Raw genomic sequence first — 25,695 nt, forward strand, 5'->3', positions numbered from 1 at the left:
GCTCCCACATTTGTTTTTGTGATCCTGTCCGCAATGGCGCAGGGCAATCCCGCCATTTGCCGTTTTTTTCACATCCTGTCTGGATAATTTCAGCCTTTCTGGCGTCTGAGCCGGCCTCTTTGTGCTATTACCTTTAGCCTGAATTTCTGGAACTCGTCCTCCTGATGTCAACGCAGCCGCTGCCTAAACTCAAAACCGCCCGCCGTTCGCGTTTCGCCATGCGTTGGTATTCCTGGTTGCTGCTGATCGCAGTAGTTGCCTACGGCCTCGCGTTTATCATGCATTGGGATGACCGCGGCGTGCTCTGGGTACAGGAGCGTTTCGAATCGACGGCCGAGCGTCAGGAGAGCATCTGGCTGCCGGATTACCGGGCGGTGATCGATGCCAAGCTGTTGCCGGGCATGGAAAAGGATGAGGCTTCCGACCTGTCCTATAACCCGCAGACCAAAACCCTGTTTTCGGTCATGGGCAAAAACCCGTTCCTCGCCGAACTGACTTTGCAAGGTGACGTGCTGCGCAAGATGCCGCTGATTGGCTGGAGCAATCCCGAAGGCCTGACCGTGATGGAAAACGGCCTGATGGCCATCGTCGATGAGCGCCAGCACATGCTCTCGATCGTCAAGGTCGATGCCGACACCCGCGAACTGAACATCGCCGACTTCCCGAAATACGATCTCGGCCCGTCGAAAAACCAGAACAAAGCCTTCGAAGCCATCGCCTGGGATTCACGCAATCAACAGCTGTTGCTGGGCGAAGAACGTCCTCCGGCGCTGTTCACCTGGAAAAGCGACGGCAGCCAGATCCTCAAGGGTGACAAGCAGAAACTGGCCAGCGAAGAGCTGGATATCCGCAATCTTTCTGCCTTGGCGATAGACCCGCGCACCCGTCACACACTGGTGCTGTCCGCTGATTCGCACCTGCTGCTGGAGCTGGACGAGAAGGGCGATCAGGTCAGCTTCATGACCCTGTTAGGCGGCTTCAACGGCTTGAAGAACACCATCCCCCGCGCCGAAGGCGTGACCATGGACGAGGCGGGCACGCTGTACATGGTCAGCGAGCCGAACCTGTTCTACCGTTTCGAAAAACAGAAATAGCCCTTCGAGAGGGTTCTCTTGTGGTCGCAGGCTAGTGGCCATTAAGCTCCAGTTCAGACAGGCGTGATATTTCATCCGCCTGTTTTGATTCCGAGCCAGCCGCATGCGCCGATTTGCCCGCCCCAAACCTCTGATTATTCTGCTGACGGTGATTGCCCTGATCGCGTTGGTTGCGGTCGGCCAATACATGCGTCTGTTCGAGCGTGCGTGGTTCAATCTGCACACGCTCTTGCAGCCTGTGAGTGGCGAGTCCATTGGCCTGGACCAGTATCGGGTGGATATTGAAGCGCGGGCTATCGACGGGCTGGACGCAGATGTTTCGGCGCTGACCTACGATCCGGTGCGTAAAAGCCTGTTCACCGTGACCAACAAGAATGCCGAGCTGATCGAACTATCGCTCGATGGCAGGATTCTGCAGCGTATTGCGTTGATCGGGTTTGGCGACCCGGAGGCGGTGGAATTCATCAGTGCCGACACTTACGTAATCACCGACGAGCGCCAGCAACGGCTGATCAAGATCCATCTGGAAAAAGGCACCACATTCCTCGATGCGGCGGACGCCGAGCAAATGACCCTCGGCGTGCACATGAGCAGCAACAAAGGGTTCGAAGGCCTGGCCTACGACTCGGTAGGCAAGCGCCTGTTCGTCGCCAAGGAGCGCGATCCGATGCTGATCTATGAAGTGCACGGGTTTCCGCACTTCAATCCGGAGAAGTCCTATGCCGTGCATGTGATCAATGATCCCAAGCGCGATGCCGGGATGTTCGTCAGGGATTTATCCAGCCTGCAATATGACGAGCGCAGCGGCCATTTGCTGGCGCTGTCCGATGAGTCGCGATTGATTCTGGAGCTGGATGTGGACGGGCGCCCAATGAGCACCATGTCGCTGAACAAGGGCCGGCAAGGCTTGCAGAAAACCGTGCCGCAGGCGGAAGGCATTGCGATGGATGACGATGGCGCGTTGTATCTGGTGAGTGAGCCGAATTTGTTTTACGTCTTCAGAAAACCCGCGCAACCCTGACCAACATCACAAAACACTGTGGGAGCTGGCTTGCCAGCGATGGCGGCCTTTCAGTCAACATTGATGTTGAAGCTGATGGCCTCATCGCTGGCAAGCCAGCTCCCACAGGTTTTTTGGTCAGCCCATAAAGTGTGGGCGGTGCTGGATTACTCAGCGCGCAGGGTTTTCACGCCTTCGCTGGTACCCAGCAGCAACAGATCCGCCGGACGTGCCGCGAACAAACCGTTGGTGACCACGCCGACGATGGAGTTGATCTGCTTCTCCAGCTCCACCGGATTGGTGATCTGCATGTTGAACACGTCGAGGATGATGTTGCCGTTGTCGGTCAGCACGCCTTCGCGGTAAACCGGGTCGCCGCCCAGCTTCACCAGCTCGCGGGCCACATGGCTGCGGGCCATCGGGATCACTTCGACCGGCAGCGGGAATTCGCCGAGCACTGGCACCAGTTTGCTGCCGTCGGCGATGCAGATGAAGGTCTTGGCCACGGCCGCGACGATCTTCTCGCGGGTCAGGGCTGCGCCGCCGCCCTTGATCAGGTTCAGGTGTGCGTCGCTCTCATCGGCGCCGTCGATGTAGAACTCCAGATCGCTGACGGTGTTCAGCTCATACACCGGAATCCCGTGGCCCTTGAGGCGCGCGGCGGTGGCTTCGGAGCTGGCAACTGCGCCGTCAAACGCGCCTTTGTGCTGGGCCAGTGCGTCGATGAAGCAGTTGGCGGTGGAGCCGGTGCCGACCCCGACGACGCTCTTGTCGTCGAGTTTCGGAAGGATGAAGTCGACGGCGGCCTGAGCCACTGCCTGTTTGAGTTGATCCTGGGTCATGCGGGCTCCGAGGTGCCGAAGAGGGGGGAACGAAAGGCCGGCATTATATCCCCATGCTCGGCGAAAACTCCTGTGGTGAGGGGATTTATCCCCTCACCACAATGAACCCCTTCACCACAGGGGATGCATCAAGGCTAAAACCTCTGGATTCGTGTGGTCGTGCAGCCAAAAGCCGGGTTAGACTCCTTGGCCCTGCCCAACCCGCTCAGTGATGCTTTCCGATGCTCGAACAGTACGTCAAAAAGATCCTCACCTCGCGCGTTTATGACGTTGCCGTAGAAACCCCGCTGCAGAACGCTCGCCAGCTTTCCGAGCGGCTGGGCAACGATATCTGGCTCAAGCGCGAAGACTTGCAGCCAGTGTTCTCGTTCAAGATTCGCGGCGCGTACAACAAGTTGACCCAATTGACCGACGAAGAGCGCTCCCGTGGCGTGGTCACCGCGTCGGCGGGCAACCATGCGCAGGGTCTCGCGCTGGCGGCGAAAGTGCTGGGCGTGAAAGCGACCATCGTCATGCCCAAAACCACCCCGGAGATCAAGGTCGAAGGCGTGCGTTCGCGGGGCGGTAAAGTGGTGCTGCACGGCGACTCGTTCCCGGAAGCCCTGGCCTACTCGCTGAAACTGGTCGACGAAAAAGGCTACGTCTACATCCATCCGTACGATGATCCACACACGATTGCCGGGCAGGGCACCGTGGCGATGGAGATTCTGCGTCAGCACCCGCAACCACTGGACGCGATCTTCGTTCCGGTCGGCGGCGGCGGACTGATCGCCGGTATCGCGGCGTACGTGAAATACCTGCGTCCGGACATCAAGGTCATCGGCGTCGAGCCGGACGATTCCAACTGCCTGCAAGCGGCGATGGCGGCGGGCGAGCGCGTTGTCCTGCCAACCGTGGGCATCTTTGCCGACGGCGTTGCAGTGGCGCAGATCGGCCAGCACACCTTCGACATCTGCAAGGATTACGTCGATGAAGTGATCACCGTCAGCACCGACGAAATCTGTGCGGCAATCAAGGATATCTACGACGATACCCGCTCGATCACTGAACCTGCCGGCGCGTTGGGGGTGGCCGGGATCAAGAAATACGTCGAGCTGCGCGGCGTCAGTGGCCAGACCTTCGTCGCCATCGACTCCGGGGCCAACGTCAACTTCGACCGTTTGCGCCATGTCGCCGAGCGCGCCGAACTGGGTGAAGGCCGCGAAGCGATCATTGCCGTGACCATCCCGGAAAAACCCGGCAGCTTCAAGGCGTTCTGCGAAGCCATCGGCAAGCGCCAGATCACCGAATTCAACTACCGCTACAACACCGGCAGCGAAGCGCACATCTTCGTCGGCGTGCAGACGCACCCGGAAAACGATCCGCGCAGCGCATTGCTGGCGAGCCTGACCGGGCAAGGTTTCCCGGTCCTCGACCTGACCGACAATGAACTGGCCAAGTTGCACATCCGTCACATGGTCGGCGGACGTGCGGCGCAGGTAGTCGATGAAGTGGTGCTGCGTTTTGAATTCCCGGAGCGTCCGGGCGCACTGTTCAACTTCCTGCACAAACTCGGCGGGCGCTGGAACATCTCGATGTTCCACTACCGCAACCACGGCGCGGCGGATGGCCGAGTGGTCGCGGGCCTGCAAGTCCCGCATGACGAGCGCCATCTGGTGCCGGCAGCGCTGGAAGAAATCGGCTACCCGTACTGGGATGAAAGCGACAACCCGGCCTACAAGCTGTTTCTTGGCTGAGCGGCTACGCTTTTGGGCAGGTCATAAGGAAATCGGACAATGGAAACGTTAACTGCCCTGAAAGCGGCGCACATGGTGGCAACCGTGGTACTGCTGGCGAGTGCGCTGGGTCTGGGGATCTGGGTTTTTCTCGCGCGGCGCAAAGGGGATGCGACGGCGGGCAGCCGCACATTGCAGTCGCCGCGAGTGTTTATCTGGCTGCTGATGGGCCTGGCGCTGCTGAGCATGCCGTTCACCGGTTGGTGGATGGTGCACCTGGTGGGCTGGCCGTTGGGGCAGACGTGGATTCTGGCGTCCAGCGTGCTTTACACCGTGGCGGCGCTGGCGTGGTTCTGGTTGCTGGTGCGCTTGAACAAGTTGCGCAAGGCGCCGGGCCGGGTGGGCAGGTTCAGCTTTGCCTTGGCGTTGATCAGTTTTGTCTGCTTTATCGCGATTGCCGGGTTGATGGGTGCCAAGCCTGTTTAAGGCTTGAGACCGCGTCGGCACTTTCGCGAGCAAGCTCGCTCCCACAGGGGTTCTCAGTGAATACAGATTGTGTGAACACCCGAGAAACCTGTGGGAGCTGGCTTGCCAGCGATAGCGATATCAGTCGCGCAGCGTGATGACCGGCCAGCCACGTTTTTCGGCTTCGGCGCGCAGATTCGGATCTGGATCGACCGCCACCGGGTTCGCCACCTGCTCCAGCAGCGGCAGATCATTCATCGAATCGCTATAGAAATAGCTGTCATCCAGCGAATGCCCGGTCTCTTCCAGCCAACGATTCAGGCGCGTCACCTTGCCTTCACGGAAGCACGGAATGTCGGTGCTGCGTCCGGTATAGCGGCCATCAAGCATTTCGCATTCGGTGGCGATCAGGGTTTCAACGCCCAGACGCACGGCAATCGGCGCGGTGACGAAGCGGTTGGTCGCAGTGATGATCACCAGTTTGTCACCGGCATCACGGTGTTTTTTCAGCAGTTCCAGCGCCTTGGGCAGCATGATCGGTTCGATGCAGTCGCGCATGTAATCGCTGTGCCAGTCATCGAGCACGGCCATTTCGGTGCGGCCGAGAATCTCCAGGCAGAAGTTCAGGTACGCGGCGTTATCCAGTTTGCCGGCCAGGTAATCCTGATAGAACTCGTCGTTGCGCGTCTTGTACGCCACCGGGTCGAGAAAGCCGCGTTCACACAGATAGTCGCCCCAGGCGTGATCGCTGTCGCCGCCCAGAAGGGTGTTGTCCAAATCGAATAGAGCCAGGCGCATTGCAGTTACCCGCTGAAAAGTCTGTAAAAAGGCGACAAGAATACGGTCTTTTCACAAGAGTGCACATAAGGTAGGAAGCTTCGTTGCCGCCTTATCAACCTTTGTGGAACAATGCGGCGACATGCGTTTGCGAGGTTGTTGCCGTGATCGACCCCGATGGTTTCCGTCCCAATGTCGGGATCATTCTGACGAATGACGCCGGCCAGGTGCTATGGGCTCGCCGTATCAATCAAGATGCCTGGCAGTTTCCGCAAGGGGGAATCAACCCTGAAGAGACGCCGGAAGACGCCTTGTACCGCGAGCTGAACGAAGAAGTTGGCCTGGAACGTGAAGATGTTGAAATACTCGCCTGTACTCGGGGCTGGTTGCGCTATCGTTTGCCGCAACGTCTGGTGCGTACCCACAGCCAACCGCTGTGCATCGGCCAGAAACAGAAATGGTTTCTCCTGCGCCTGATCTCCAACGAGCAGCGGGTGCGGATGGATTTGACCGGTAAACCGGAGTTCGATGGCTGGCGCTGGGTCAGTTATTGGTATCCGTTGGGCCAGGTGGTGACATTCAAGCGCGAGGTTTATCGACGCGCCCTCAAAGAGCTTGCCCCGCGCCTTTTAGCGCGCGACTGACGACGGAGTTCGACCCCGAGCCATGCTCAATACGCTGCGCAAGATCGTCCAGGAAGTTAACTCCGCCAAGGATCTCAAGGCGGCGTTGGGGATTATTGTGTTGCGCGTCAAAGAGGCCATGGGCAGCCAGGTCTGCTCGGTCTACCTGCTTGACCCCGAGACCAACCGCTTCGTGCTGATGGCCACCGAGGGCTTGAACAAGCGCTCGATCGGCAAAGTCAGCATGGCACCCAACGAAGGTCTGGTCGGCCTGGTCGGCACGCGTGAAGAACCCTTGAACCTCGAAAACGCCGCGGATCACCCGCGCTATCGCTACTTTGCCGAGACCGGTGAAGAGCGTTACGCGTCATTCCTTGGTGCACCGATCATTCACCACCGCCGCGTCGTCGGCGTGTTGGTCATTCAGCAAAAAGAACGCCGTCAGTTCGATGAAGGTGAAGAAGCCTTCCTCGTGACCATGAGCGCGCAGCTTGCCGGGGTTATTGCCCACGCCGAGGCCACCGGTTCGATCCGGGGTCTGGGCCGTCAGGGCAAAGGCATCCAGGAAGCCAAATTCGTCGGCGTGCCGGGTTCACCGGGCGCGGCGGTCGGTACCGCTGTGGTCATGCTGCCGCCGGCAGACCTCGATGTGGTGCCGGACAAACACATCACCGACATCGACGCCGAACTCGGGCTGTTCAAGACCGCCATCGAAGGCGTGCGCGCCGACATGCGTGCCTTGTCCGCCAAACTGGCCACCCAGTTGCGCCCGGAAGAGCGCGCACTGTTCGACGTCTACCTGATGATGCTCGACGATGCCTCGCTGGGCAGCGAAGTCACCACCGTGATCAAGACCGGGCAATGGGCCCAGGGCGCGCTGCGTCAGGTGGTCACCGATCACGTCAACCGTTTCGAATTGATGGACGACGCCTACCTGCGTGAGCGTGCGTCGGACGTCAAAGACCTCGGCCGTCGCCTGCTGGCTTATCTGCAGGAAGAGCGTCAGCAGAGCCTGGTCTACCCGGAAAAAACCATTCTGGTCAGCGAAGAACTGACGCCGGCAATGCTCGGTGAGGTGCCGGAAGGCACGCTGGTCGGTCTGGTTTCGGTACTCGGTTCGGGCAACTCCCACGTCGCGATTCTGGCGCGGGCGATGGGTATTCCGACGGTGATGGGTCTGGTCGACCTGCCGTACGCCAAGGTCGATGGCATTGAAATGATCGTCGACGGTACACGCGGCGAGGTCTACACCAACCCGAGCGAAGTGCTGCGCAAGCAGTTCGCCGAAGTGGTCGAAGAAGAGAAACAACTGGCGCTGGGGCTCGACACCCTGCGCGACCTGCCGTGCGTGACCCTCGATGGTCACCGCATGCCGCTGTGGGTCAACACCGGCCTGCTGGCGGACGTGGCGCGGGCGCAGAAGCGCGGCGCCGAGGGCGTTGGTCTGTATCGCACCGAAGTGCCGTTCATGATCAACCAGCGTTTCCCGAGCGAAAAGGAACAACTGGCGATCTACCGCGAGCAACTCGCCGCGTTCCACCCGCAACCGGTGACCATGCGCAGCCTGGACATCGGCGGCGACAAGTCGCTGTCGTACTTCCCGATCAAGGAAGACAACCCGTTCCTCGGCTGGCGCGGGATTCGCGTCACCCTCGATCACCCGGAAATCTTTCTGGTGCAGACCCGCGCAATGCTCAAGGCCAGCGAAGGCCTGAACAACCTGCGCATCCTGCTGCCGATGATCTCCGGCATTCACGAACTCGAAGAAGCCCTGCACCTGATCCACCGTGCCTGGGGCGAAGTGCGCGACGAAGGCACCGACGTGCCGATGCCGCCAATCGGCGTGATGATCGAAATTCCTGCGGCGGTGTATCAGACCAAGGAACTGGCGCGGATGGTCGACTTCCTGTCGGTCGGCTCCAACGACTTGACCCAGTATTTGCTGGCGGTTGACCGTAACAACCCGCGAGTAGCCGATCTTTACGATTACTTGCATCCGGCGGTGCTGCAAGCCCTGCAAACCGTGGTTCGTGACGCGCATGCCGAAGGCAAACCGGTGAGTATCTGCGGTGAGATGGCCGGTGATCCGGCGGCGGCGGTGCTGTTGATGGCGATGGGTTTCGACAGTCTGTCGATGAACGCCACCAACCTGCCGAAAGTGAAATGGATGCTGCGCCAGATCAACCTGAGCAAGGCCAAGGATCTGCTGGCCGAGCTGATGACCATCGACAATCCGCAAGTTATCCACAGCTCGCTGCAATTGGCGCTGAAGAACCTCGGGTTGGCGAAGATGAATCCGCCGGCGGTGATCAAAGCCCTCTGAACGGCTAATGGCCTCATCGCTGGCAAGCCAGCTCCCACAGGTTTCCCCGGTGCTCACAGATTTTGTGTTCACTAAAGATCCTTGTGGGAGCTGGCTTGCCAGCGATGGCGTCAGTCGGAACACCGCCTAAACCAGAATCTCTACTTCTCCCAAATGCCCGCCAAACGGCCCGAAACTGCGCTCAACCATCCTGCGCGATCCATCCTCCTGCACAATCAGCGCGGTACTTGCCCGCGTCCCGTAGCTCTGGCTGGCAATAAATACACTCGACAACAATGACTCGGTCGCCTGACCCACGCCGGTATCCGGCAGTTCGGCTTCCGGTGCGGTCTGCGCATCGTTGAGAATCGCCAGCAAGCGTTCAGGTTGTGGGTCATCCAGCACTGCAGTCAACGCGTCCCGCGCCTTGAGCAACTTCGGCCACGGCGTATCCAGCCCGGCATTCGACAACCCGTAAATCCCCGGCTCAAGCATCACCGGCTGTGAAGCGCGGGCATGGAAGTGCCACAGTTCATTGGCGTTGCCGAGCAGCAGATTGAACCCGGCATATTCCGGCGAGCGGGCGACGATGTCGGCCAGGTAATCATCAATCGCCAGATTCCCCGTGAGAAACCTCGCCACCAGTTCACCCCGCGATTTACGCGCGGCTGGCTGCTGCGGGTCACGAATGTTGGTCAGCGCGGCAAAGCGCCCATTGGCGCCGATCCCCAGCCACGTGCCTCCGGCTTCAAGGTCGCGGCCCGCGTGCACCTGTGGTGCGTCTGCCCATTGCGCCAGCGGCAGGCTGGGGCGGGCGTAGAATTCGTCACGGTTGGCCGCGACGATCAGCGGCTGGGCATGGCCCGGGCGCCAGGCGAATACGATCAGGCACATAAGGTGGTCCTTGTGTGTTTTTTGCCCACTCTACGCAGACATCGTCCGTGCATCCATCGCAAGTGGAGCCCAAGGGCATGCATCCGTTACCATGCCGCTCCGGTTTGGGGGATGCGTCGGGGAGACGGCCATGGAATTTCTGCTCTATCTGGCGCTGGGCGCCTGTGCGGGCGTGCTGGCCGGGCTGTTCGGGGTTGGTGGCGGGATCATCATTGTCCCGGTGCTGGTTTTCAGCTTCACTTTGCAGGGCTTTGATCAGTCGATCCTCACGCATCTGGCGGTAGGGACTTCGCTGGCAACGATTATTTTTACCTCGGTGAACGCGGTACGCGAACATCATCGGCGCGGTGCAGTACGCTGGCCGATCTTTGCCTGGATGGCAGTGGGTATTCTGCTCGGCGCCGGTTTCGGCGCCCTGACAGCCGAGGCTATCTCGGGCCCTAACCTGCAAAAGATCATCGGTGTGTTTGCCCTGGTGATCTCGGTGCAACTGGCGCTGGACGTCAAACCCAAGGCCAGCCGCACGGTGCCGGGTAAATACGGCCTGGCGGCAGCCGGCAGTGTGATTGGCTGGGCCTCGGCGATTTTCGGGGTCGGCGGCGGTTCGCTCACCGTGCCGTTTCTGACCTGGCGCAGCGTGCCGATGCAGCAAGCGGTCGCCACGTCGTCGGCCTGCGGGCTGCCAATTGCGCTGATGAGTGCATTAAGTTTCATGATTCTGGGCTGGCATGACCCGTTGCTGCCACCCCATAGTCTCGGTTTTGTGTATTTGCCGGCGCTGCTGGGCATCGCTCTGACCAGCATGATTTTCGCCCGCATCGGTGCGCGATTGGCCCACAGGCTGTCGCCGCGCTTGCTGAAAAGGCTGTTCGCCGCTTTGCTGTTCTGCGTGGGTCTGACTTTTCTGATCTGACGCGCCAGACAATCCTGGCTTAATCCTGAGGTGGCAGCGTCGCCCGGGAATTTTGAATGTTTCAACTCTAACGAGGAGTCGCAATGCTGCCTTACCCGCAGATCGACCCGGTGGCTCTGGCCATCGGCCCGCTGAAAATCCACTGGTACGGCCTGATGTACCTTGTCGGCATCGGCGGTGCATGGCTGCTGGCATCGCGCCGGCTCAACCGTTTCGACCCGACCTGGACCAAGGAAAAGCTTTCCGATCTGATCTTCTGGCTGTCGATGGGTGTGATTGTCGGCGGGCGTCTGGGTTACGTGCTGTTCTACGATCTGAGCGCTTACATCGCCAACCCGACGCTGATCTTCGAAGTGTGGAAGGGTGGCATGTCGTTCCACGGCGGGTTCATCGGCGTGATGCTCGCGGCGTTGTGGTTCGGCAAGCGTAACGGCAAGTCGTTCTTCCAGTTGATGGACTTCGTCGCACCGATGGTGCCGATCGGTCTGGGTGCCGGGCGTATCGGTAACTTCATCAACGCCGAACTGTGGGGCAAGGCGACTGACGTGCCGTGGGCCATGGTCTTCCCGCCGTTCAGCGATCCGGCGCAGTTGCCGCGTCACCCGTCGCAGCTGTATCAGTTCGCGCTGGAAGGCGTTGCGCTGTTCCTGATCCTGTGGATTTTCTCGCGCAAACCGCGCCCGACCATGGCGGTTTCCGGCATGTTCGCGCTGTTCTACGGCATCTTCCGTTTCATCGTCGAGTTCGTCCGCGTACCGGACGCGCAACTGGGTTATCTGGCCTGGAACTGGCTGACCATGGGTCAGGTGCTGTGTGTACCGATGATCATCGGCGGGCTGTTCCTGATCTGGCTGGCCTATCGTCGCGCACCGGCGGCACCGGTTGCCCCGACGGTTTAAACTACGAACCCCGGCGCGCGACGCCGGGGCTCAAAGGACACAGGTAACTCATGAAGCAATATCTCGAACTGGTCTCGCACGTCATCCAGAACGGCACCAAACAGGCCAACCGTACCGGCATCAACACCATCAGCTTTCCCGGGGCGATGCTGCGTTTCGATCTGCAGGAAGGTTTCCCGGCGATCACCACCCGCAAGATGGCCTTCAAATCGGCCATCGGCGAGATGTGCGGCTTTCTGCGTGGCGTGAACAACGCTGCCGAATTCCGCGAGCTGGGCTGCAAGGTCTGGGACCAGAACGCCAACGAAAACGCGCAGTGGCTGGCCAACCCGTTCCGTCAGGGTGACGACGACCTCGGCGAAATCTACGGCGTGCAATGGCGCAAATGGCCGGCGTACAAGCAGATCCCGCTGAGCAACACCGCGGCCATCGAACAAACCTTGAGCAACGGCTACAAGCAGATTGCCCAGGGCGAAGAAGACGGCCAGGCCTACGTGGTGCTGTACAAAGCCATCGATCAGGTGCGCCAGTGTGTCGACACCATCATCAAGGACCCGGGCAGCCGTCGCATCCTGTTCCACGGCTGGAACGTTGCTCAACTGGATGAAATGGCCTTGCCGCCATGCCATCTGCTGTACCAGTTCCACCCGAATGTCGAGACCAAAGAGATCTCTCTGACCCTCTACATCCGCTCCAACGACCTGGGTCTGGGCACGCCGTTCAACCTCACCGAAGGCGCCGCGCTGCTGAGCCTGATCGGTCGCCTGACCGGCTACACGCCGCGCTGGTTCACCTATTTCATCGGTGATGCGCACGTCTACGAGAACCATCTGGACATGCTCAACGAACAGCTCAAGCGCGAGCCGTTCGCCATGCCGAAATTGAAAATCTCCGACCGCGTGCCGGAGTTTGCCAAGACTGGCGTGTACCAGCCGGAATGGCTGGAGCTGGTGGAGCCGGGCGACTTCTCGCTGGAAGGCTACGAACACCACGCGCCAATGACCGCGCCAATGGCGGTCTGAAACTCCGCACCAAACCCCTGTGGGAGCTAGCCTGCTAGCGATAGGGCCATCAGATTCAACAGTGATGTTGACTGACAGTCCGCTATCGCTAGCAGGCTAGCTCCCACATTTGTTTTTGGGTGTTGTTAGTGGCCGTGGCTGCGGCCTACGTGGGAGTGTTCGACCTCGGTCGCGACAACCCCGCCACTCACTTCCAGCCGCTGCAAGATCCCGCATTGATCCGCTGCCGGTCCCTCGCCACAACGTTGGCGCAGGTCGAGCAGTTGTGTCTGTAATGCCAATAACCCGTCAATCCGCGCTTTCACATGCTGGATATGCTCGTCGATCAGCGCATTGACGCTTTCGCACTGATCCTGCGGACTGTCGCGCAGTGCGAGCAGGCTGCGGATTTCCTCAAGCGTCATGTCGAGGGTGCGGCAATTGCGGATGAACGTCAGGCGTTCAGCGTGGGCCTGGGTGTAGACGCGGTAGTTGCCGTCGCTGCGGGCCGGTTCCGGCAGCAGGTTTTCGCGCTCGTAATAGCGGATGGTTTCCACGGCGCAATCGGTCAGTTTGGCCAGTTCTCCGATTTTCATGACGGCAATCTCCAAAAGGGTGCTTGACCCTATAGTGGCTACAGGGTCTTTACTTGGCAACAGGCACCTTCATGGACGCGACCAAATGAGCGATTCCCAGCACACCCACAAGCCCGGCGACGGACATAACCACAGCCACAAATTGCAGCCAGTGCATAAGCACGAGCATGGCGGCGATTCCTGCTGCGCGTCGAAAGCCGCCGCACCTTCGCGGGTGCAACTGAGCGAGGCGAAAAGCGCCGACGCCCGGTTGAGCAGTTTCCGTATCGAGGCGATGGACTGCCCGACCGAGCAGACGCTGATCCAGAACAAACTCGGCAAACTGGCCGGCGTTGAGCAACTGGAATTCAACCTGATCAACCGCGTGCTCGGCGTGACCCACAGTCTGCCGGACACCGCGCCGATCACCGAGGCGATCAAATCCCTCGGTATGCACGCCGAGCCGTTGGAGGCGGGCGTTGAAGCACCAACTCCTGCGCCAGTGAAAAAACACTGGTGGCCATTGGCGCTGTCCGGCGTTGGCGCATTGGCGGCGGAAGTTATCCACTTCACCAGCGCTGCGCCGACCTGGGTGGTGGCGATCATCGCGCTGATTTCGATTCTCAGCGGCGGCCTGACCACCTACAAAAAGGGCTGGATCGCCCTGAAGAACCGCAACCTCAACATCAACGCGCTGATGAGCATCGCCGTCACTGGTGCGGTATTGATCGGCCAGTGGCCGGAAGCGGCGATGGTGATGTTCTTGTTCACCGTCGCCGAGTTGATCGAAGCGCGCTCGCTGGACCGTGCGCGCAATGCGATCAGCGGTTTGATGCAGATGACTCCGGAGCAGGCCACGGTGTTGCAGGCTGACGGCAACTGGGTCGAACAGGATGTTAAAACCGTCGAACTCGGCGCCCGCGTACGGGTAAAGCCCGGCGAGCGCATCGCGCTGGACGGTGAAGTGGTCAGCGGCAGTTCGACCATCGATCAGGCGCCAATCACTGGCGAAAGCCTGCCGGTGGAAAAAACCGTCGGCGACAAAGTCTTTGCCGGCACCATCAACCAGGCCGGTTCGCTGGAGTACGCGGTGACCGCTGCGGCGAACAACTCGACGCTGGCGCGGATCATTCACGCCGTTGAGCAGGCTCAGGGTGCGCGTGCTCCGACCCAGCGTTTCGTCGATCAATTCTCGAAAATCTACACCCCGGTGGTGTTCGTCCTGGCCTTGGCTGTGGCGATCATTCCGCCGCTGTTCATGGGCGCCGTGTGGTTCGACTGGATCTACCGCGCACTGGTGTTGCTGGTGGTTGCTTGCCCGTGCGCACTGGTGATTTCCACTCCGGTGACCATCGTCAGCGGCCTCGCGGCAGCGGCGCGCAAAGGCATTCTGGTCAAGGGCGGCGTGTACCTGGAGGGCGGTTTCAAGCTCGACTATCTGGCGCTGGACAAGACCGGCACCATCACTCACGGCAAACCGGTGCAGACCGATTACCTGTCGCTCGACCCGACCGCCGACGCAATGGCCCCGGCATTGGCGGCGGCGTTGGCCGGCCGTTCCGATCACCCGGTATCGCTGGCCATCGCCAACGCCGCTGTGGATAAAGGCCTGGCGCCGCTGGTTGTGGATAACTTCGAAGCGCTGGCCGGGCGTGGCGTGAAGGGTGAAATCAACGGTCAGGCTTACCACTTGGGTAACCATCGTCTGGTTGAAGAGCTGGGCCTGTGCTCGCCGGCACTGGAAGAAAAGCTGTTCGCGCTGGAGAAACAGGGCAAGTCCGTGGTGCTGTTGCTCGACCAGTCCGGCCCGCTGGCGCTGTTCGCCGTGGCCGACACGGTCAAGGAAACCAGCCGCGAGGCGATTCGCCAATTGCATGCACTCGGGGTGAAAACCCTGATGCTTACCGGCGACAACGTCCACACCGCGCAGGCGATTGCCGCACAGGTCGGCATCGATGAGGCCCGAGGCGACTTGCTGCCGACGGACAAGCTGCAAGCCATCGAAGAACTTTATGCACAGGGCCGTCGAGTCGGCATGGTCGGTGACGGCATCAACGACGCTCCGGCACTGGCTCGCGCCGAGATCGGTTTTGCCATGGCTGCGGCGGGTACCGATACCGCGATTGAAACCGCCGATGTCGCCCTGATGGACGATGATCTGCGCAAGATCCCGGCATTCATCAGCCTGTCGCGTGATACCGCGAGTATCCTGAAACAGAACATCGCGCTGGCTTTGGTGATCAAAGCGATCTTTCTTGGGGTAACCTTCGCCGGACTCGCCACCATGTGGATGGCGGTGTTTGCCGACATGGGCGTGAGCCTGTTGGTGGTGTTCAACGGTCTGCGCCTGCTGCGCAAATAAGATGAGGGGCGGTTGTGCTGAGTGCCGAGCTGAAAGCGTTTTACATGGTCGCCCGTCTGGGCAGCATCACGCTGGCAGCGAAAAAACTCGGCCTCAGCCAACCGACCGTGACCACGCAGATCCGCAATCTGGAAAGTCAGTATTCGGTCGAGCTGTTCTACCGTGGCGGCCGTCGTCTCAGTGTCAGCGAGGAGGGCGCGCGGCTGTTGCCGATGGTCAAGGCGCTGTTGCAGCAGGAGGCCGATATCGAGTTCTTCCTGCGCAACAGCGGCCAGGTTCAGGGCACGTTGCGCATCGCAGCCACTGCGCCGTATTACATTCTTGATCTGGTGAAGACCTTTCGCGAGCGTCTGCCGCAGGTCGAAGTCTCGGTGGAAATCGGCAACTCCCAGCAGGTATTGGAAGCGCTGGAGGATTACCGGGTGGATGTCGCGGCGTCGTCGCAGTTGCTCGACGATGCGCGGTTGATTCGCCGGGTGCTCGGGACTGATCCACTGGTGTTGGCAGTGCACCGCAATCATCCGCTGGCGGCGCATGAGCATGTGGCGTTGAGCGCTTTGGCCGGGCACACGCTGTTGATGCGTGAAACCGGCTCGACGACCCGGCGTCTGACCGAAGAGCTGCTCGCCAGCGCCGGGGTGAGCTTCGGCCCGTTGCTGGAGATCGGCAGCCGTGAGTCGATCCGCGAGGCGGTGCTGCGCAATATCGGCATCAGCATCATTGCCCGGCAGGAAGTGCCGCATGATCCGCAACTGCGGGTGCTGACCATCGAGAATGCGCCGCAGATTCCCGAGTATCTGTATTGCCTCAAGGAGCGCAAGAATGCGCGGCTGCCGGCGGCGTTTCTCGGCTTGGCGCAGGAAATGTCCCCGGCCTGAGATCTTGGGTGTCATCACTGGCCTCATCGTTGGCAAGCCAACTCCCACAGGGTTTTCTGGTGTTCACAGCATCTGCATTCACTGAAGATCCCTGTGGGAGCTGGCTTGCCAGCGATGAGGCCAGATCAGTCGCCACATCATCTGAACCAAAATCCCCGAATACCACTATCAGCCGTTTTTGCCTTACTGCCACATGACGGACGCATTACAACTCTAGGATGGCCTGCATCTGCTCGATGAGGCCTGTCCATGAACCCTGCAATCGCAACTGCCCTGACCAACCCCGGTGCGCCGATGAAAGTGCGCGGCGTGCAGAAGCGCTTTGGCGCCTTCACCGCACTGGATAACGTCTCGCTCGATGTGAAGGCCGGAGAGCTGGTGTGTCTGCTCGGCCCGTCGGGTTGCGGCAAAACCACCCTGCTGCGCTGCATCGCCGGTCTGGAAAAGCAGGACAGCGGCGAGTTGTACCTTGGCGATCGCGACGTTTCGCACCTCGCACCGCAGGCCCGGGACTACGGGATTCTGTTCCAGTCCTACGCGCTGTTCCCCAACCTGACGGTCGAAGCGAACATTGCCTACGGCCTCGCCGGCAGTGGTCGCGACGAAGTACGCCGTCGCGTCGGGCAGATGCTGGAACTGGTCGGCCTCACCGGCAGTGAGAAAAAGTACCCCGGCCAATTGTCCGGCGGCCAACAACAGCGCGTGGCTTTGGCGCGCGCCCTGGCCCCGGCGCCGTCACTGTTGCTGCTCGACGAACCGATGTCGGCCCTCGACGCCCGGGTGCGCGAGCATCTGTGCACCGAGCTGCGTCAGTTGCAGCGCAATCTGGGCATCACCACGCTGATGGTCACCCACAATCAGGATGAGGCCATGCTGATGGCCGACCGCATCGCCGTGATGAACAACGGCCGGGTCGAGCAATACGCCACGCCGCAGGAAATCTACAACCTCCCGGCCACGCCGTTTGTGGCCGAGTTCGTCGGGCAGGGCAACTGGCTGCCATTCCAGCGCAGCAGCGACAGCCACGCCCGGGTTGGTGGAATGGATGTGCGTCTGGCCGACGGCAGCGTCAGCGGTGCCTCGGGCCGACTGTTCTGCCGCCCGGAAGCGATCAGCGTCAACCCGCTGGTGCATGAGGAAAACCTGTTCCCGGCCAAGGTGCGCGAGATCACGTTCCTCGGCAATCGCTGCCGCATGAGCTTCGAACTCGATCAGTTGCCGGGCCACTCGCTGCTCGCCGAACTCGCTCCGGAAGCCATGCCGCGCCTCGGCGCGCAGCAGATCATGGTCGCCTTGCCGCCGCGCAGCTTGCAGGTGTTTGCCTGATGAGCGCGAACCTCGCCCTGCCGCTACCGCACAAGCGCGTGCAGCAGACTTCCCGTGCCGAGATCGGCGACCGGATCTTTGTGCTCGGCGGCAAAATCCTCCTGCTGGTGTTACTCGGCGTGGCGGTACTGATGCCGTTGCTGGCGATCTTCTGGCGCGGTTTCAGCAGTGAGGCCGGGCAGGGCGGTGGTTTGCTCGCCGCGAAAGAGCTGGTGACCAGCGAGAATTTCCACTGGCTGCTCGGCAACAGCCTGAAAGTTTCCCTCAGCGTTGCGGCCATCGTCGTACCACTGGCCTACCTGTTTGCCTACGCGCTGCAACGCACGCTGATTCCCGGCAAAGGCATCTGGCGCGGGATTTCCCTGCTGCCGCTGATGGCACCGTCGATGCTGCCGGGGATTGCACTGGTCTATCTGTTCGGCAATCAGGGCATGTTGCGCGGGTTGCTCTCGGACAACATCTACGGTTTCTGGGGCATCGTGCTCGGTGAGGTGATTTACACCTTTCCGCATGCGCTGATGATCCTGTTGTCGGCGCTGTCGCTGGCGGATGCGCGATTGTTCGACGCCGCTTCGAGCATGGGCGCCAGTCCGGCGAAAGCCTTTCGCAGCATCACCTGGCCGGCCACTCGGCAAGCGGTGTTCGCCGCGTTCTGTCTGGTGTTCACCCTGACCATCACCGATTTCGGGGTGCCTGTGGTCGTCGGTGGCGATTACCAAGTGCTGGCGCTGGAAGCCTACAAAGCCGTGGTCGGCCAGCAGCAATTCGGTCGCGGCGCGTTGATCGGCATGGTGCTGTTGCTGCCAGCGCTGTTCAGTTTCGGGGTCGATGCCTGGTTGCGTCGGCGTCATGGCGATTCCATGAGTGGCCGCGCCCAGGTGTTCAAACCGGCGCCGTCGAAACGTCGTGACGCCTGTTATCTGGTCATCGTGTTGCTGATCAGCGCGGCGTTGCTGCTGGTGTTCGGCATGGCGGTGTTCTCGTCTTTGGTGAAGTTCTGGCCGTACAACCTGTCGCTGTCGCTCAATCACTATCAGTTCAACGAAACCGCTGGCGGTGGCTGGCTGGCCTATAGCAACAGTCTGAAAATGGCCTTGGGCACGGCGCTGATCGGCAGCGTGCTGATCTTCACCGGCGCCTATCTGATGGAGAAAACCCGTGGCCAGCGCGGCCTCAATCTGGCGCTGCGCATGCTCAGTTTTGTGCCGATGGCGGTGCCGGGGCTGGTGCTCGGTCTGGGCTACGTTTTCTTCTTCAACCTCACCGGCAATCCGCTGCACGTGCTCTACGGGACGATGACGCTGCTGATCGTCTGCACCATTGCGCACTATCTGACCACCGCGCAAATGACCGCGACCACTGCGCTGCGCCAGCTCGACGCCGAGTTCGAAGCCGCCGCGCTGTCGCTCAAGGCGCCGCTGTATCGGCATTACCTGCGCGTCACCCTGCCGATTTGCCTGCCGGCGCTGCTGGACATCGTGCGCTACCTGTTCGTCTCGGCGATGACCACTGTTTCCGCGGCGATCTTCCTCTACAGCCCCGACACCATCCTCGCGGCAGTCGCGGTGCTGAACATGGATGACGCCGGCAACGTTGGCGGCGCGGCGGCGATGTCGACCCTGATTCTGTTCACCTCGGCGGGCGTGTCCTTGCTGCTGGCGTGGGCTTCGCGCGGCTTGCTGCGCCGTTCTCAAGCCTGGCGGCAAACCGCGCCCGGTCACTGATTTGCCCAAACCCCTCAACTCAAAAGACAGGAAACCGATCATGTTCAAGCCTATGGCCCTGGCCGCTGCTGTGCTCGCTACTTTCAGCCTGAACGCCTTCGCGGCGAAAACCGAGTTGACGGTGTACACCGCCCTCGAAGCTGAGCAATTGACTGCCTACAAGGCCGCGTTCGAAAAGGCCAACCCGGAGGTCGAGATCAAATGGGTACGTGATTCCACCGGCATCATCACCGCCAAACTGCTGGCCGAAAAGGCCCGCCCGCAGGCTGACGCGGTGTGGGGTCTGGCCGCTTCGAGCCTGGCGATTCTCGATCAGCAAGGCATGCTGCAAAGCTACGCACCGAAGGATCTGGGCAAGATCGGCGCGAACTACCGCGACGCCGCCAACCCGCCAGCCTGGGTCGGCATGGACGTCTGGGCTGCGACCATTTGCTTCAACACCGTCGAGGCCGAAAAGCAGGGCCTGAGCAAACCGGTGAGCTGGCAGGATCTGACCAAGCCTGAGTACAAGGGCAAGATCGTCATGCCCAACCCGGCCTCGTCCGGCACCGGTTTCCTCGACGTCAGTGCCTGGCTGCAAACCTTCGGCGAGAAACAGGGCTGGGCCTACATGGACGGTCTGCACCAGAACATCGGCCAGTACGTTCACTCCGGTTCCAAGCCTTGCAAACTGGCGGCGTCGGGCGAATTCCCGATCGGGATTTCCTTCGAATATCCAGCCGTACAGCTCAAGCGTCAGGGCGCGCCGCTGGACATCATCCTGCCGAAGGAAGGTCTGGGCTGGGAGATCGAAGCGACTGCCGTGATCAAGGGCACGCCGCATGAAGAGGCGGCGAAGAAACTGGCTGACTTCTCCGCGAGCTCTGAAGCGATGGATCTCTACAAAGAGAACTTTGCTGTTCTCGCGCAGCCTGGGATTGCCAAGCCGCAGACTGAATTGCCAGCGGATTACGAGCAGCGTCTGATCAAGAACGACTTCGCCTGGGCCTCGAAGAATCGCGACGAGATCCTGACCGAATGGCGCAAGCGTTATGACGGCAAGTCCGAGAAAGTCGTTGCCAAGTAAGATCTTTATCGACTGACAGGGCCTCTTCGCTGGCAAGCCAGCTCCCACAGGTTTTTGAGGTGTTCACAAAGTGTGTGCCCATCACAAAGCCCTCAGGTTTTGGGGGGCACAAAGACTGTGTTCACCACAAAGCCCTCAGGCTTTAGGGTGTTCACAGAATTTGTGTTCACCATGAAACCCTGTGGGAGCTGGCTTGCCAGCGAAAGCGGTCTCTCATTCAGAGCACCTCTAAATGACCCAACACAACGACTTGCTGATCGTCGGCGCCGGCATTCTCGGCCTGTCCCATGCCTATGCTGCCGCCAAGCGCGGTCTCAAGGTCACGGTTTTCGAACGCACTGCCACGCCGTTGGGCGCGTCGGTGCGCAACTTCGGCCAGGCGCTGGTTACCGGTCAACCGCCGGGGCCGATGCTTGAACTGGCCAAGGCCAGCCGCGAGATATGGGGTGACTGGGCGCAACTCGCCGGTCTGCAGATCAAGCGCAACGGCTCGTATCTATTCGCCCGTACCGAAGCCGAAGAGCATCTGCTCGACGCTTTCTGCGCCGGCCGTGCCGTGGAACACGACTATCGCGTGGACTTGCTGCGCGGCGCCGCATTACGCGATCTCTACCACGGGCAGTTCAGACATCACCGCGCCGCGTTGCACGGCACGGACGATCAACAGTTGTATTCGCGGGAAGCGATTCCAGCGCTGATCGCCTATTTGCGTCGTGACCTCGGCGTCGAGTTTCACTTCTCGACGCTGGTGCGCGACGTTGAACCGGGCCGCTTGCACAGCACTGCCGGGACCTTCACGGCGGAGCAGATCATCGTCTGTTCCGGCCATGATTATCAGACGCTGTTGGCCGAGCCGATTGCCGCGCTCGACCCGCAAATCTGCCGCCTGCAAATGCTCCGCGCCCGCCCGCAGACCGATCTGAATCTGCAACACGCGTTGCTCACCGGTTTGAGTTGCGTGCATTACGGCGCCTTCGCTGATTTACCGGAAGCGGCTGCGGTACAAGCGCAGATCCTCCGCGAGCAACCGCATCTGCACGACAACGGCATTCACTTGCTGATCAGCCCGACGCCCTACGGCGAACTGATCATCGGTGACTCGCACCATTACGGCAGCGATCCGTCGCCGTTTAACGCAGAGCAAGTAGACGACTGGATGCTCGAACTGGCCGAGCAGACGCTAGGCTGCAAGGTGCAGGTGGTCGAGCGCTGGCAGGGCGTCTATGGTTCCCGAGGGCCGGGGCCGTTTTCGTTCCTGCGGCCGGCGCCGGGGTTGAGCGTGGCGCTGATGCACACCGGCGTCGGCATGAGCGTCGGCCCGGCGATGGCCGAGCGCAACATCGCAGCTTTGCTGGAGGAAATTTAATGGCAGCTCATGAGCAAACCGTCGCCAAGGTATTCGGCTTGTACGAACGTTTTGGTACCAGCGATTACATCGGCGAACCGGTGTCGCAGATCGAGCACATGTCTCAGGCTGCCGAACTGGCGATGGCCGAAGGCTTTGATGACGAAGTGGTGCTGGCGGCGTTCTTCCACGACATCGGCCACTTGTTTGCCGAGGGCGCGGAAAACATGGGCGGCTATGGCGTGGTCAGCCATGAACGGCTGGGCGCGGATTATCTGCGCGAGGCCGGGTTCAGCGAGCGCATGGCGCGGCTGGTGGAATATCACGTGCAGGCCAAGCGTTATCTGACACTGAGGGAGGCGGGGTATTTTGCTCGGCTGAGCGAAGCGAGCCGCAGGACGCTGGAGTATCAGGGCGGGGTGATGACTGAGGCTGAGGCGGATGCGTTTGAGCAGGACCCTTTGTGTGCGGTCAGTCTGCGGATGCGGCAGTGGGATGAACAGGCGAAAAACATCAATGTGCCGGTGATTGATGTGCAGTTACTGAAGCATAAGGCACTGACCCTGCTGTCCCGCGAAGTCAGTTGAGCTTTCCTACGCCATTTCGCGAAAGGGTACATGGCGTGCGCTACCCGTAGCAGACCAGACTGGTTTTTTGCCAACGGAGCGTAAACATGCGGTATTTGAAAGTGATTGCCCAGGACCCATTGGGCACTGGCGCGGCGGACAGTGTGCTTCTGCGCTTTCATGACAACGAACAGGATTGGCGCGCAGCCTCGGAACACGAACTGGGGCAACTACGCAGCTTCGCCACGACTTATCTGAAATGTGCCTGGTTCAATACGGCGCATGGCGAGAGTCGGCACATGCGGATTTTTGCCCTGAACCCGCGTGGCGATGGCACACCGGAATCGGTCAGATTGCATTTCCATGACGGTGACAAGCTCGCCTACAAAGCCGCTGTCCATGATTTGGACAATGATGGCGGCTTTGAGGTGAGCCTGGTTTCGGACATCGACAACGATGGCCACGTTAACCGCACTGATCGCAATCGCCTCACGGCGTTGGTCAAACAGTTCCTCAAGCTCGGCTGGATCTAGAGTTCCAGCACCTCGCTTACTAATCCGTCGATCTGCTCATGACGTTGGGCCTGGCTCAGTTTTGGGTGTGGATTGAGTGACGACCACTGCGGATGGGCCCGGGCGATATTCAGTGCTTCGGGCAACTTGCCTTCGCGCCAGGTCTTGCCTTGCGGCGTGGCGACCTGAATGCTCTCCATCGCCGCATGTCCGCGAGCTTCCAGTGCCTGCAGCAATTGCCGCTGACGCAACGCCAACAGGCGCAACACGCTGTCATCGACGGTCAATTCACGCTGGCCTTTGATCTTGCCCAGCAAACGGCTGCCATAACTGCGCGCCGTTTGCAGCGCTCCACCGGCAATCGCCCCGGCCAGTGCCGCCGCGCCGAGGGTCAAGCCGCCGACCAGCAAATCAACCCCGGCCCCGGCCGCCGCACCGGCAGCAATACCGCCGCCAACCCGCACGCCGAGTTGCTTGAGGGTTTCCGGGTTGAACAGGTCATCACCCCAGCGTCCATCGAGCAGCGGCAAATCACTGGCCGCCGCGTCCTGTGGACGAAACGCGTACAGCTTGAGCAGCGCCTCGACGCAGCGTTGTTCACGCTGACGCACGGCTTTGCGCAGTTCACTGATCGCTTGTTGCTCCTGCTCGGCGTTGCTGACCACACTGCGTCGGCAAGCGGCGCAATCGATCAGTAATTCGGCAATCAGCCGCGCCGCACTTTGCTGGCGGGCGAGGCGTTGAGCCTGTTGGTCGGTGATCAACCGTTCCAACTGAGGGCGAGCATTTTCCAACAACAGCGCAAGGCTTTCGTACAACCGTCGCTCGCCATCCTCCGGCGGCGCGACGCTGTCGAAACGCACCAAGGCATGCAGACCAAGACGCGCCAGCGCTTCACGCCAATCCGGTTCACGATGGTTGGCGCTGCTGACGAAATTCAGCACCGGCAGCAACGGTTTGCCGCAACTGGCCAGCACTTCCAGTTCGTCGCGGTACTTGGCCAACACTGGCTCGCGGGCGTCGATCACATAGAGTCCGGCGTCGGAGGCAAGCAGTTGCCGCAATACCTTGGCTTCCTGTTCAAAGCGCTGGCGCGCCTCGCTACCGTCGAGAAACCGCGCCAGTCGCGCCGGGCCGTCGAGGCGTTCGCCGGGGCGTTCCAGACGCTCAAGAAAATCCAGCAGGGCGATGGCATCTTCCAGCCCTGGCGTGTCATAGAGTTCGAGCAGCGGCTCGCCGTCCACCGACAACCGCGCGCCTTCAACATGCCGCGTGGTGCTCGGGCGATGCGAGACTTCGCCGAACCCGACGTCGCGGGTCAGGGTGCGCAGCAACGAAGTCTTGCCGACGTTGGTGTGGCCGACCACCGCCAGTTTCAGCGGGGCTTTCCGGGCATCAGTCATGGCCGCTCTCCAGCCAGTTCATCGGGGCACAATCGGCGAACGGCAATTCCAGCTGTTGCAGTGCTGAATGCCAGTCGCCGAGACGTGCCGCGTCCAGTGCTTCGCCGGGCGGTGCTTGCAGCAGCCAGATGCGAGTTGCGGCAGCATTGCGCGCCAGTTCGGCGATCAGCGCGAGGCTGCCGCGATCCGGCGAGCGCCGTGGATCGCAGGCAATCAGCAGACGTGCCGGCGGGAAGCGGCTCAACTGTTCGAGCAGTTTGTTCCGGGACTCGCGGCTGTCGAGGATTCCGGCGTTGCTCACGGTTTTCGGCAGTGCTGGCGGCCATGGACGCTGGTCGTCGAGTTCGATGGCGACCAGCAACGCACCGTCGCTGGAATGTTCGCTGACGCCGCTTTCGACCCGATGCAATTGCGCAGGTGCAGCATCGTTGATGCCGAGGCGTTCGCTGGTCGGCATCAGGCGTTCGCGCAATTGCGCGTAGCCGGGCAGATTCAGATCCAGACGCAGCGCAGCTTTGCCGCTGTTCCAGCGCCAGAAACACAACAGTGCCAGCAACAGGCGCGGCAGTACGCCGTAAACCACCAGCACCCCGACCAGCCATGTCGCCCAGGCCTGACGCGCGCTTTCGATGTCCAGCGCGCCATCGCCGCTGGCGCGGATCATCGCTTCAGTCGGTACATTGAAACCGAGCAGCGCTGGCAGGGCGCCGAGGGTTTGGGTCACGTTGATAAAGGTGTCGGCGCTGAGAATCGTGGTTTCCCAGACGAAGCCATAGCGCCGGGTCGCCATCAGCGTCAGCAACAGGATCAGCGCGCTGAGCATCGCCAGCAGCCACAGTCCGTTGACCAGAGTGCCGAGTGCCCAACGATTGAGTTTCTTGCGTTGCAGCATCAGCAGCAGGGCCGGCGCCAGTTGCGCGGCTTTAGCGTCGCGGGCGAGCTTTTCGCTGAGCCATATCCATAAGCGACCGAGGGTGGCGCCGTGTTCACCGGCAAAAATCAATCCCAGCGCCCAGCTCAACAGCAGGATCAGATTCAGCCCGAGCAGACTGCCCAAAGCCCAGAACACATTGACTGGTGTCTGGCCGAGTGCGGCGAACGCCAGACCGGCGCCGCTCAACACGGCCAGAATCATCAGCAACACCAGCGCCAGGCGGGCGCCTTGCAGCCAGTGCGAGAGTGCCGCGCGCAAGCCGTCGCGGTCGGCCAGCCACAAGGCACGCCGTTGAATGCGGCTCGGCAGATCGCCGCCAGCCGTGCGGGCCAGTCGATTGGCTTCCAGATCATCCAATGGGCCTGCGTGTTCTTCGCGCAGGCGAATGGTTTCGGTGAGCCAGAGGTTTTGCAGTTGAGTCAGTTCAGTCACGCGGCATCCCGTCGCTTAATTGAGCCGTGAGCATAACCGCTGTGGCG

At 60.9% G+C, this 25,695-nt stretch carries 23 protein-coding genes; 17 read left to right on the forward strand and 6 right to left on the reverse strand.

Annotated elements, in window-relative coordinates:
* Positions 1–164 precede the first annotated feature (164 nt).
* Entirely contained in the window at positions 165–1,094 is a 930-nt protein-coding gene (locus tag ACTWLJ_RS08605) for an SdiA-regulated domain-containing protein (RefSeq protein WP_445180540.1), read from the forward strand.
* A 103-nt stretch (positions 1,095–1,197) separates the two neighbouring features.
* The gene (locus ACTWLJ_RS08610; protein ID WP_445180541.1) at positions 1,198–2,115 is read left to right on the forward strand and encodes an SdiA-regulated domain-containing protein; all 918 of its coding nucleotides are present in this window, start codon (positions 1,198–1,200) and stop codon (positions 2,113–2,115) included.
* A 146-nt stretch (positions 2,116–2,261) separates the two neighbouring features.
* Here ACTWLJ_RS08610 and rpiA read toward each other — a convergent pair whose 3' ends face one another.
* Positions 2,262–2,936 carry a ribose-5-phosphate isomerase RpiA gene (gene rpiA / locus ACTWLJ_RS08615; protein WP_445180542.1) on the reverse strand — a complete coding sequence of 225 codons (675 nt, stop codon included), beginning with the start codon at positions 2,934–2,936 and terminating at the stop codon, positions 2,262–2,264.
* A 221-nt stretch (positions 2,937–3,157) separates the two neighbouring features.
* Between rpiA and ilvA the strand changes: the two genes are divergently transcribed.
* Together ilvA and ACTWLJ_RS08625 are read left to right on the forward strand one after the other, a co-directional pair.
* Positions 3,158–4,672 (forward strand): threonine ammonia-lyase, biosynthetic, encoded by a 1,515-nt coding sequence (ilvA, locus tag ACTWLJ_RS08620; protein ID WP_401219427.1) that lies wholly within the window; start codon positions 3,158–3,160, stop codon positions 4,670–4,672.
* A gap of 39 nt (positions 4,673–4,711) precedes the next feature.
* Positions 4,712–5,137, forward strand: a complete 426-nt coding sequence (locus ACTWLJ_RS08625; RefSeq protein WP_445180543.1) for a DUF2269 domain-containing protein — start codon at positions 4,712–4,714, stop codon at positions 5,135–5,137.
* A gap of 120 nt (positions 5,138–5,257) precedes the next feature.
* Here the strand turns inward: ACTWLJ_RS08625 and ACTWLJ_RS08630 are convergent, their stop codons facing one another.
* Positions 5,258–5,914, reverse strand: a complete 657-nt coding sequence (locus tag ACTWLJ_RS08630; protein ID WP_445180544.1) for an HAD family hydrolase — start codon at positions 5,912–5,914, stop codon at positions 5,258–5,260.
* Positions 5,915–6,057: 143 nt separating this feature from the next.
* Here ACTWLJ_RS08630 and ACTWLJ_RS08635 point away from each other — a divergent pair, with 143 nt between their 5' ends.
* Together ACTWLJ_RS08635 and ptsP are read left to right on the forward strand one after the other, a co-directional pair.
* Positions 6,058–6,537, forward strand: coding sequence for an RNA pyrophosphohydrolase (locus ACTWLJ_RS08635; RefSeq protein ID WP_003229203.1), 480 nt, complete (start codon positions 6,058–6,060; stop codon positions 6,535–6,537).
* A 22-nt stretch (positions 6,538–6,559) separates the two neighbouring features.
* A complete protein-coding gene (ptsP, locus tag ACTWLJ_RS08640) occupies positions 6,560–8,839 on the forward strand; it encodes a phosphoenolpyruvate--protein phosphotransferase (protein ID WP_445180545.1) in 2,280 nt (759 codons plus the stop codon).
* Positions 8,840–8,965: 126 nt separating this feature from the next.
* On the opposite strand, the gene ACTWLJ_RS08645 is transcribed toward ptsP, so the two are convergent.
* On the reverse strand, positions 8,966–9,712 hold the full coding sequence (locus ACTWLJ_RS08645; protein ID WP_445180546.1) for an NRDE family protein: 747 nt from the start codon (positions 9,710–9,712) through the stop codon (positions 8,966–8,968).
* A gap of 130 nt (positions 9,713–9,842) precedes the next feature.
* On the opposite strand from ACTWLJ_RS08645, the gene ACTWLJ_RS08650 reads away from it, so the two are divergent.
* From ACTWLJ_RS08650 to ACTWLJ_RS08660, 3 genes are all read left to right on the forward strand, one after another.
* The gene (locus ACTWLJ_RS08650) at positions 9,843–10,625 is read left to right on the forward strand and encodes a sulfite exporter TauE/SafE family protein (protein ID WP_445180547.1); all 783 of its coding nucleotides are present in this window, start codon (positions 9,843–9,845) and stop codon (positions 10,623–10,625) included.
* Positions 10,626–10,708: 83 nt separating this feature from the next.
* On the forward strand, positions 10,709–11,524 hold the full coding sequence (gene lgt / locus ACTWLJ_RS08655) for a prolipoprotein diacylglyceryl transferase (RefSeq protein ID WP_445180548.1): 816 nt from the start codon (positions 10,709–10,711) through the stop codon (positions 11,522–11,524).
* A gap of 50 nt (positions 11,525–11,574) precedes the next feature.
* Positions 11,575–12,546 carry a thymidylate synthase gene (locus tag ACTWLJ_RS08660; protein WP_445180549.1) on the forward strand — a complete coding sequence of 324 codons (972 nt, stop codon included), beginning with the start codon at positions 11,575–11,577 and terminating at the stop codon, positions 12,544–12,546.
* Between the two features lie 125 nt (positions 12,547–12,671).
* Here ACTWLJ_RS08660 and cadR read toward each other — a convergent pair whose 3' ends face one another.
* Complete coding sequence (gene cadR, locus ACTWLJ_RS08665) at positions 12,672–13,121, reverse strand: Cd(II)/Pb(II)-responsive transcriptional regulator (RefSeq protein WP_401213519.1); 450 nt, start codon at positions 13,119–13,121, stop codon at positions 12,672–12,674.
* An 85-nt stretch (positions 13,122–13,206) separates the two neighbouring features.
* Here cadR and ACTWLJ_RS08670 point away from each other — a divergent pair, with 85 nt between their 5' ends.
* The 8 genes from ACTWLJ_RS08670 (at position 13,207) to ACTWLJ_RS08705 (ending at position 22,900) form a co-directional block, all read left to right on the forward strand.
* Positions 13,207–15,462, forward strand: coding sequence for a heavy metal translocating P-type ATPase (locus ACTWLJ_RS08670; protein ID WP_445180550.1), 2,256 nt, complete (start codon positions 13,207–13,209; stop codon positions 15,460–15,462).
* A 14-nt stretch (positions 15,463–15,476) separates the two neighbouring features.
* Positions 15,477–16,340: a LysR family transcriptional regulator gene (locus ACTWLJ_RS08675; protein WP_445180551.1), complete on the forward strand. Its 864-nt coding sequence runs from the start codon at positions 15,477–15,479 to the stop codon at positions 16,338–16,340.
* Positions 16,341–16,589: 249 nt separating this feature from the next.
* Complete coding sequence (locus tag ACTWLJ_RS08680; RefSeq protein ID WP_445180552.1) at positions 16,590–17,666, forward strand: putative 2-aminoethylphosphonate ABC transporter ATP-binding protein; 1,077 nt, start codon at positions 16,590–16,592, stop codon at positions 17,664–17,666.
* Complete coding sequence (locus ACTWLJ_RS08685) at positions 17,666–19,390, forward strand: putative 2-aminoethylphosphonate ABC transporter permease subunit (protein WP_445180553.1); 1,725 nt, start codon at positions 17,666–17,668, stop codon at positions 19,388–19,390. Before ACTWLJ_RS08680 ends, ACTWLJ_RS08685 begins: the two co-directional genes overlap by 1 nt.
* Positions 19,391–19,430: 40 nt before the next feature.
* Positions 19,431–20,456, forward strand: a complete 1,026-nt coding sequence (locus tag ACTWLJ_RS08690) for a putative 2-aminoethylphosphonate ABC transporter substrate-binding protein (RefSeq protein WP_445180554.1) — start codon at positions 19,431–19,433, stop codon at positions 20,454–20,456.
* Positions 20,457–20,688: 232 nt separating this feature from the next.
* Positions 20,689–21,822 carry a TIGR03364 family FAD-dependent oxidoreductase gene (locus ACTWLJ_RS08695; RefSeq protein WP_445180555.1) on the forward strand — a complete coding sequence of 378 codons (1,134 nt, stop codon included), beginning with the start codon at positions 20,689–20,691 and terminating at the stop codon, positions 21,820–21,822.
* On the forward strand, positions 21,822–22,388 hold the full coding sequence (locus ACTWLJ_RS08700) for a phosphonate degradation HD-domain oxygenase (protein WP_445180556.1): 567 nt from the start codon (positions 21,822–21,824) through the stop codon (positions 22,386–22,388). The genes ACTWLJ_RS08695 and ACTWLJ_RS08700 overlap by 1 nt, the downstream gene beginning before the upstream one ends.
* An 86-nt stretch (positions 22,389–22,474) precedes the next feature.
* The gene (locus tag ACTWLJ_RS08705; protein WP_445180557.1) at positions 22,475–22,900 is read left to right on the forward strand and encodes a hypothetical protein; all 426 of its coding nucleotides are present in this window, start codon (positions 22,475–22,477) and stop codon (positions 22,898–22,900) included.
* Here the strand turns inward: ACTWLJ_RS08705 and ACTWLJ_RS08710 are convergent.
* Together ACTWLJ_RS08710 and ACTWLJ_RS08715 are read right to left on the reverse strand one after the other, a co-directional pair.
* On the reverse strand, positions 22,897–24,282 hold the full coding sequence (locus ACTWLJ_RS08710; RefSeq protein WP_445180558.1) for a GTPase/DUF3482 domain-containing protein: 1,386 nt from the start codon (positions 24,280–24,282) through the stop codon (positions 22,897–22,899). The two genes, ACTWLJ_RS08705 and ACTWLJ_RS08710, sit on opposite strands and share 4 nt — an antisense overlap.
* Positions 24,275–25,648 carry a DUF2868 domain-containing protein gene (locus tag ACTWLJ_RS08715; RefSeq protein ID WP_445180559.1) on the reverse strand — a complete coding sequence of 458 codons (1,374 nt, stop codon included), beginning with the start codon at positions 25,646–25,648 and terminating at the stop codon, positions 24,275–24,277. The genes ACTWLJ_RS08710 and ACTWLJ_RS08715 overlap by 8 nt, the downstream gene beginning before the upstream one ends.
* Between the last annotated feature and the right edge of the window lie 47 nt (positions 25,649–25,695).

It is taken from the genome of Pseudomonas sp. McL0111 (assembly GCF_052567255.1).

Excerpts from the sequence above, each read along its gene's own strand:
- ACTWLJ_RS08605 (WP_445180540.1), top strand. The coding sequence starts at position 165 with ATGTCAACGCAGCCGCTGCCTAAACTCAAAACCGCCCGCCGTTCGCGT.
- ACTWLJ_RS08685 (WP_445180553.1), top strand. The coding sequence starts at position 17,666 with ATGAGCGCGAACCTCGCCCTGCCGCTACCGCACAAGCGCGTGCAGCAG.
- ptsP (WP_445180545.1), top strand. The coding sequence starts at position 6,560 with ATGCTCAATACGCTGCGCAAGATCGTCCAGGAAGTTAACTCCGCCAAG.
- ACTWLJ_RS08660 (WP_445180549.1), top strand. The coding sequence starts at position 11,575 with ATGAAGCAATATCTCGAACTGGTCTCGCACGTCATCCAGAACGGCACC.
- ACTWLJ_RS08695 (WP_445180555.1), top strand. The coding sequence starts at position 20,689 with ATGACCCAACACAACGACTTGCTGATCGTCGGCGCCGGCATTCTCGGC.
- ACTWLJ_RS08610 (WP_445180541.1), top strand. The coding sequence starts at position 1,198 with ATGCGCCGATTTGCCCGCCCCAAACCTCTGATTATTCTGCTGACGGTG.
- ACTWLJ_RS08710 (WP_445180558.1), bottom strand. The coding sequence starts at position 24,282 with ATGACTGATGCCCGGAAAGCCCCGCTGAAACTGGCGGTGGTCGGCCAC.
- ACTWLJ_RS08630 (WP_445180544.1), bottom strand. The coding sequence starts at position 5,914 with ATGCGCCTGGCTCTATTCGATTTGGACAACACCCTTCTGGGCGGCGAC.
- ACTWLJ_RS08680 (WP_445180552.1), top strand. The coding sequence starts at position 16,590 with ATGAACCCTGCAATCGCAACTGCCCTGACCAACCCCGGTGCGCCGATG.
- ACTWLJ_RS08690 (WP_445180554.1), top strand. The coding sequence starts at position 19,431 with ATGTTCAAGCCTATGGCCCTGGCCGCTGCTGTGCTCGCTACTTTCAGC.
- ACTWLJ_RS08625 (WP_445180543.1), top strand. The coding sequence starts at position 4,712 with ATGGAAACGTTAACTGCCCTGAAAGCGGCGCACATGGTGGCAACCGTG.
- ACTWLJ_RS08670 (WP_445180550.1), top strand. The coding sequence starts at position 13,207 with ATGAGCGATTCCCAGCACACCCACAAGCCCGGCGACGGACATAACCAC.
- rpiA (WP_445180542.1), bottom strand. The coding sequence starts at position 2,936 with ATGACCCAGGATCAACTCAAACAGGCAGTGGCTCAGGCCGCCGTCGAC.
- cadR (WP_401213519.1), bottom strand. The coding sequence starts at position 13,121 with ATGAAAATCGGAGAACTGGCCAAACTGACCGATTGCGCCGTGGAAACC.
- ACTWLJ_RS08650 (WP_445180547.1), top strand. The coding sequence starts at position 9,843 with ATGGAATTTCTGCTCTATCTGGCGCTGGGCGCCTGTGCGGGCGTGCTG.
- ACTWLJ_RS08645 (WP_445180546.1), bottom strand. The coding sequence starts at position 9,712 with ATGTGCCTGATCGTATTCGCCTGGCGCCCGGGCCATGCCCAGCCGCTG.
- lgt (WP_445180548.1), top strand. The coding sequence starts at position 10,709 with ATGCTGCCTTACCCGCAGATCGACCCGGTGGCTCTGGCCATCGGCCCG.
- ACTWLJ_RS08700 (WP_445180556.1), top strand. The coding sequence starts at position 21,822 with ATGGCAGCTCATGAGCAAACCGTCGCCAAGGTATTCGGCTTGTACGAA.
- ilvA (WP_401219427.1), top strand. The coding sequence starts at position 3,158 with ATGCTCGAACAGTACGTCAAAAAGATCCTCACCTCGCGCGTTTATGAC.
- ACTWLJ_RS08705 (WP_445180557.1), top strand. The coding sequence starts at position 22,475 with ATGCGGTATTTGAAAGTGATTGCCCAGGACCCATTGGGCACTGGCGCG.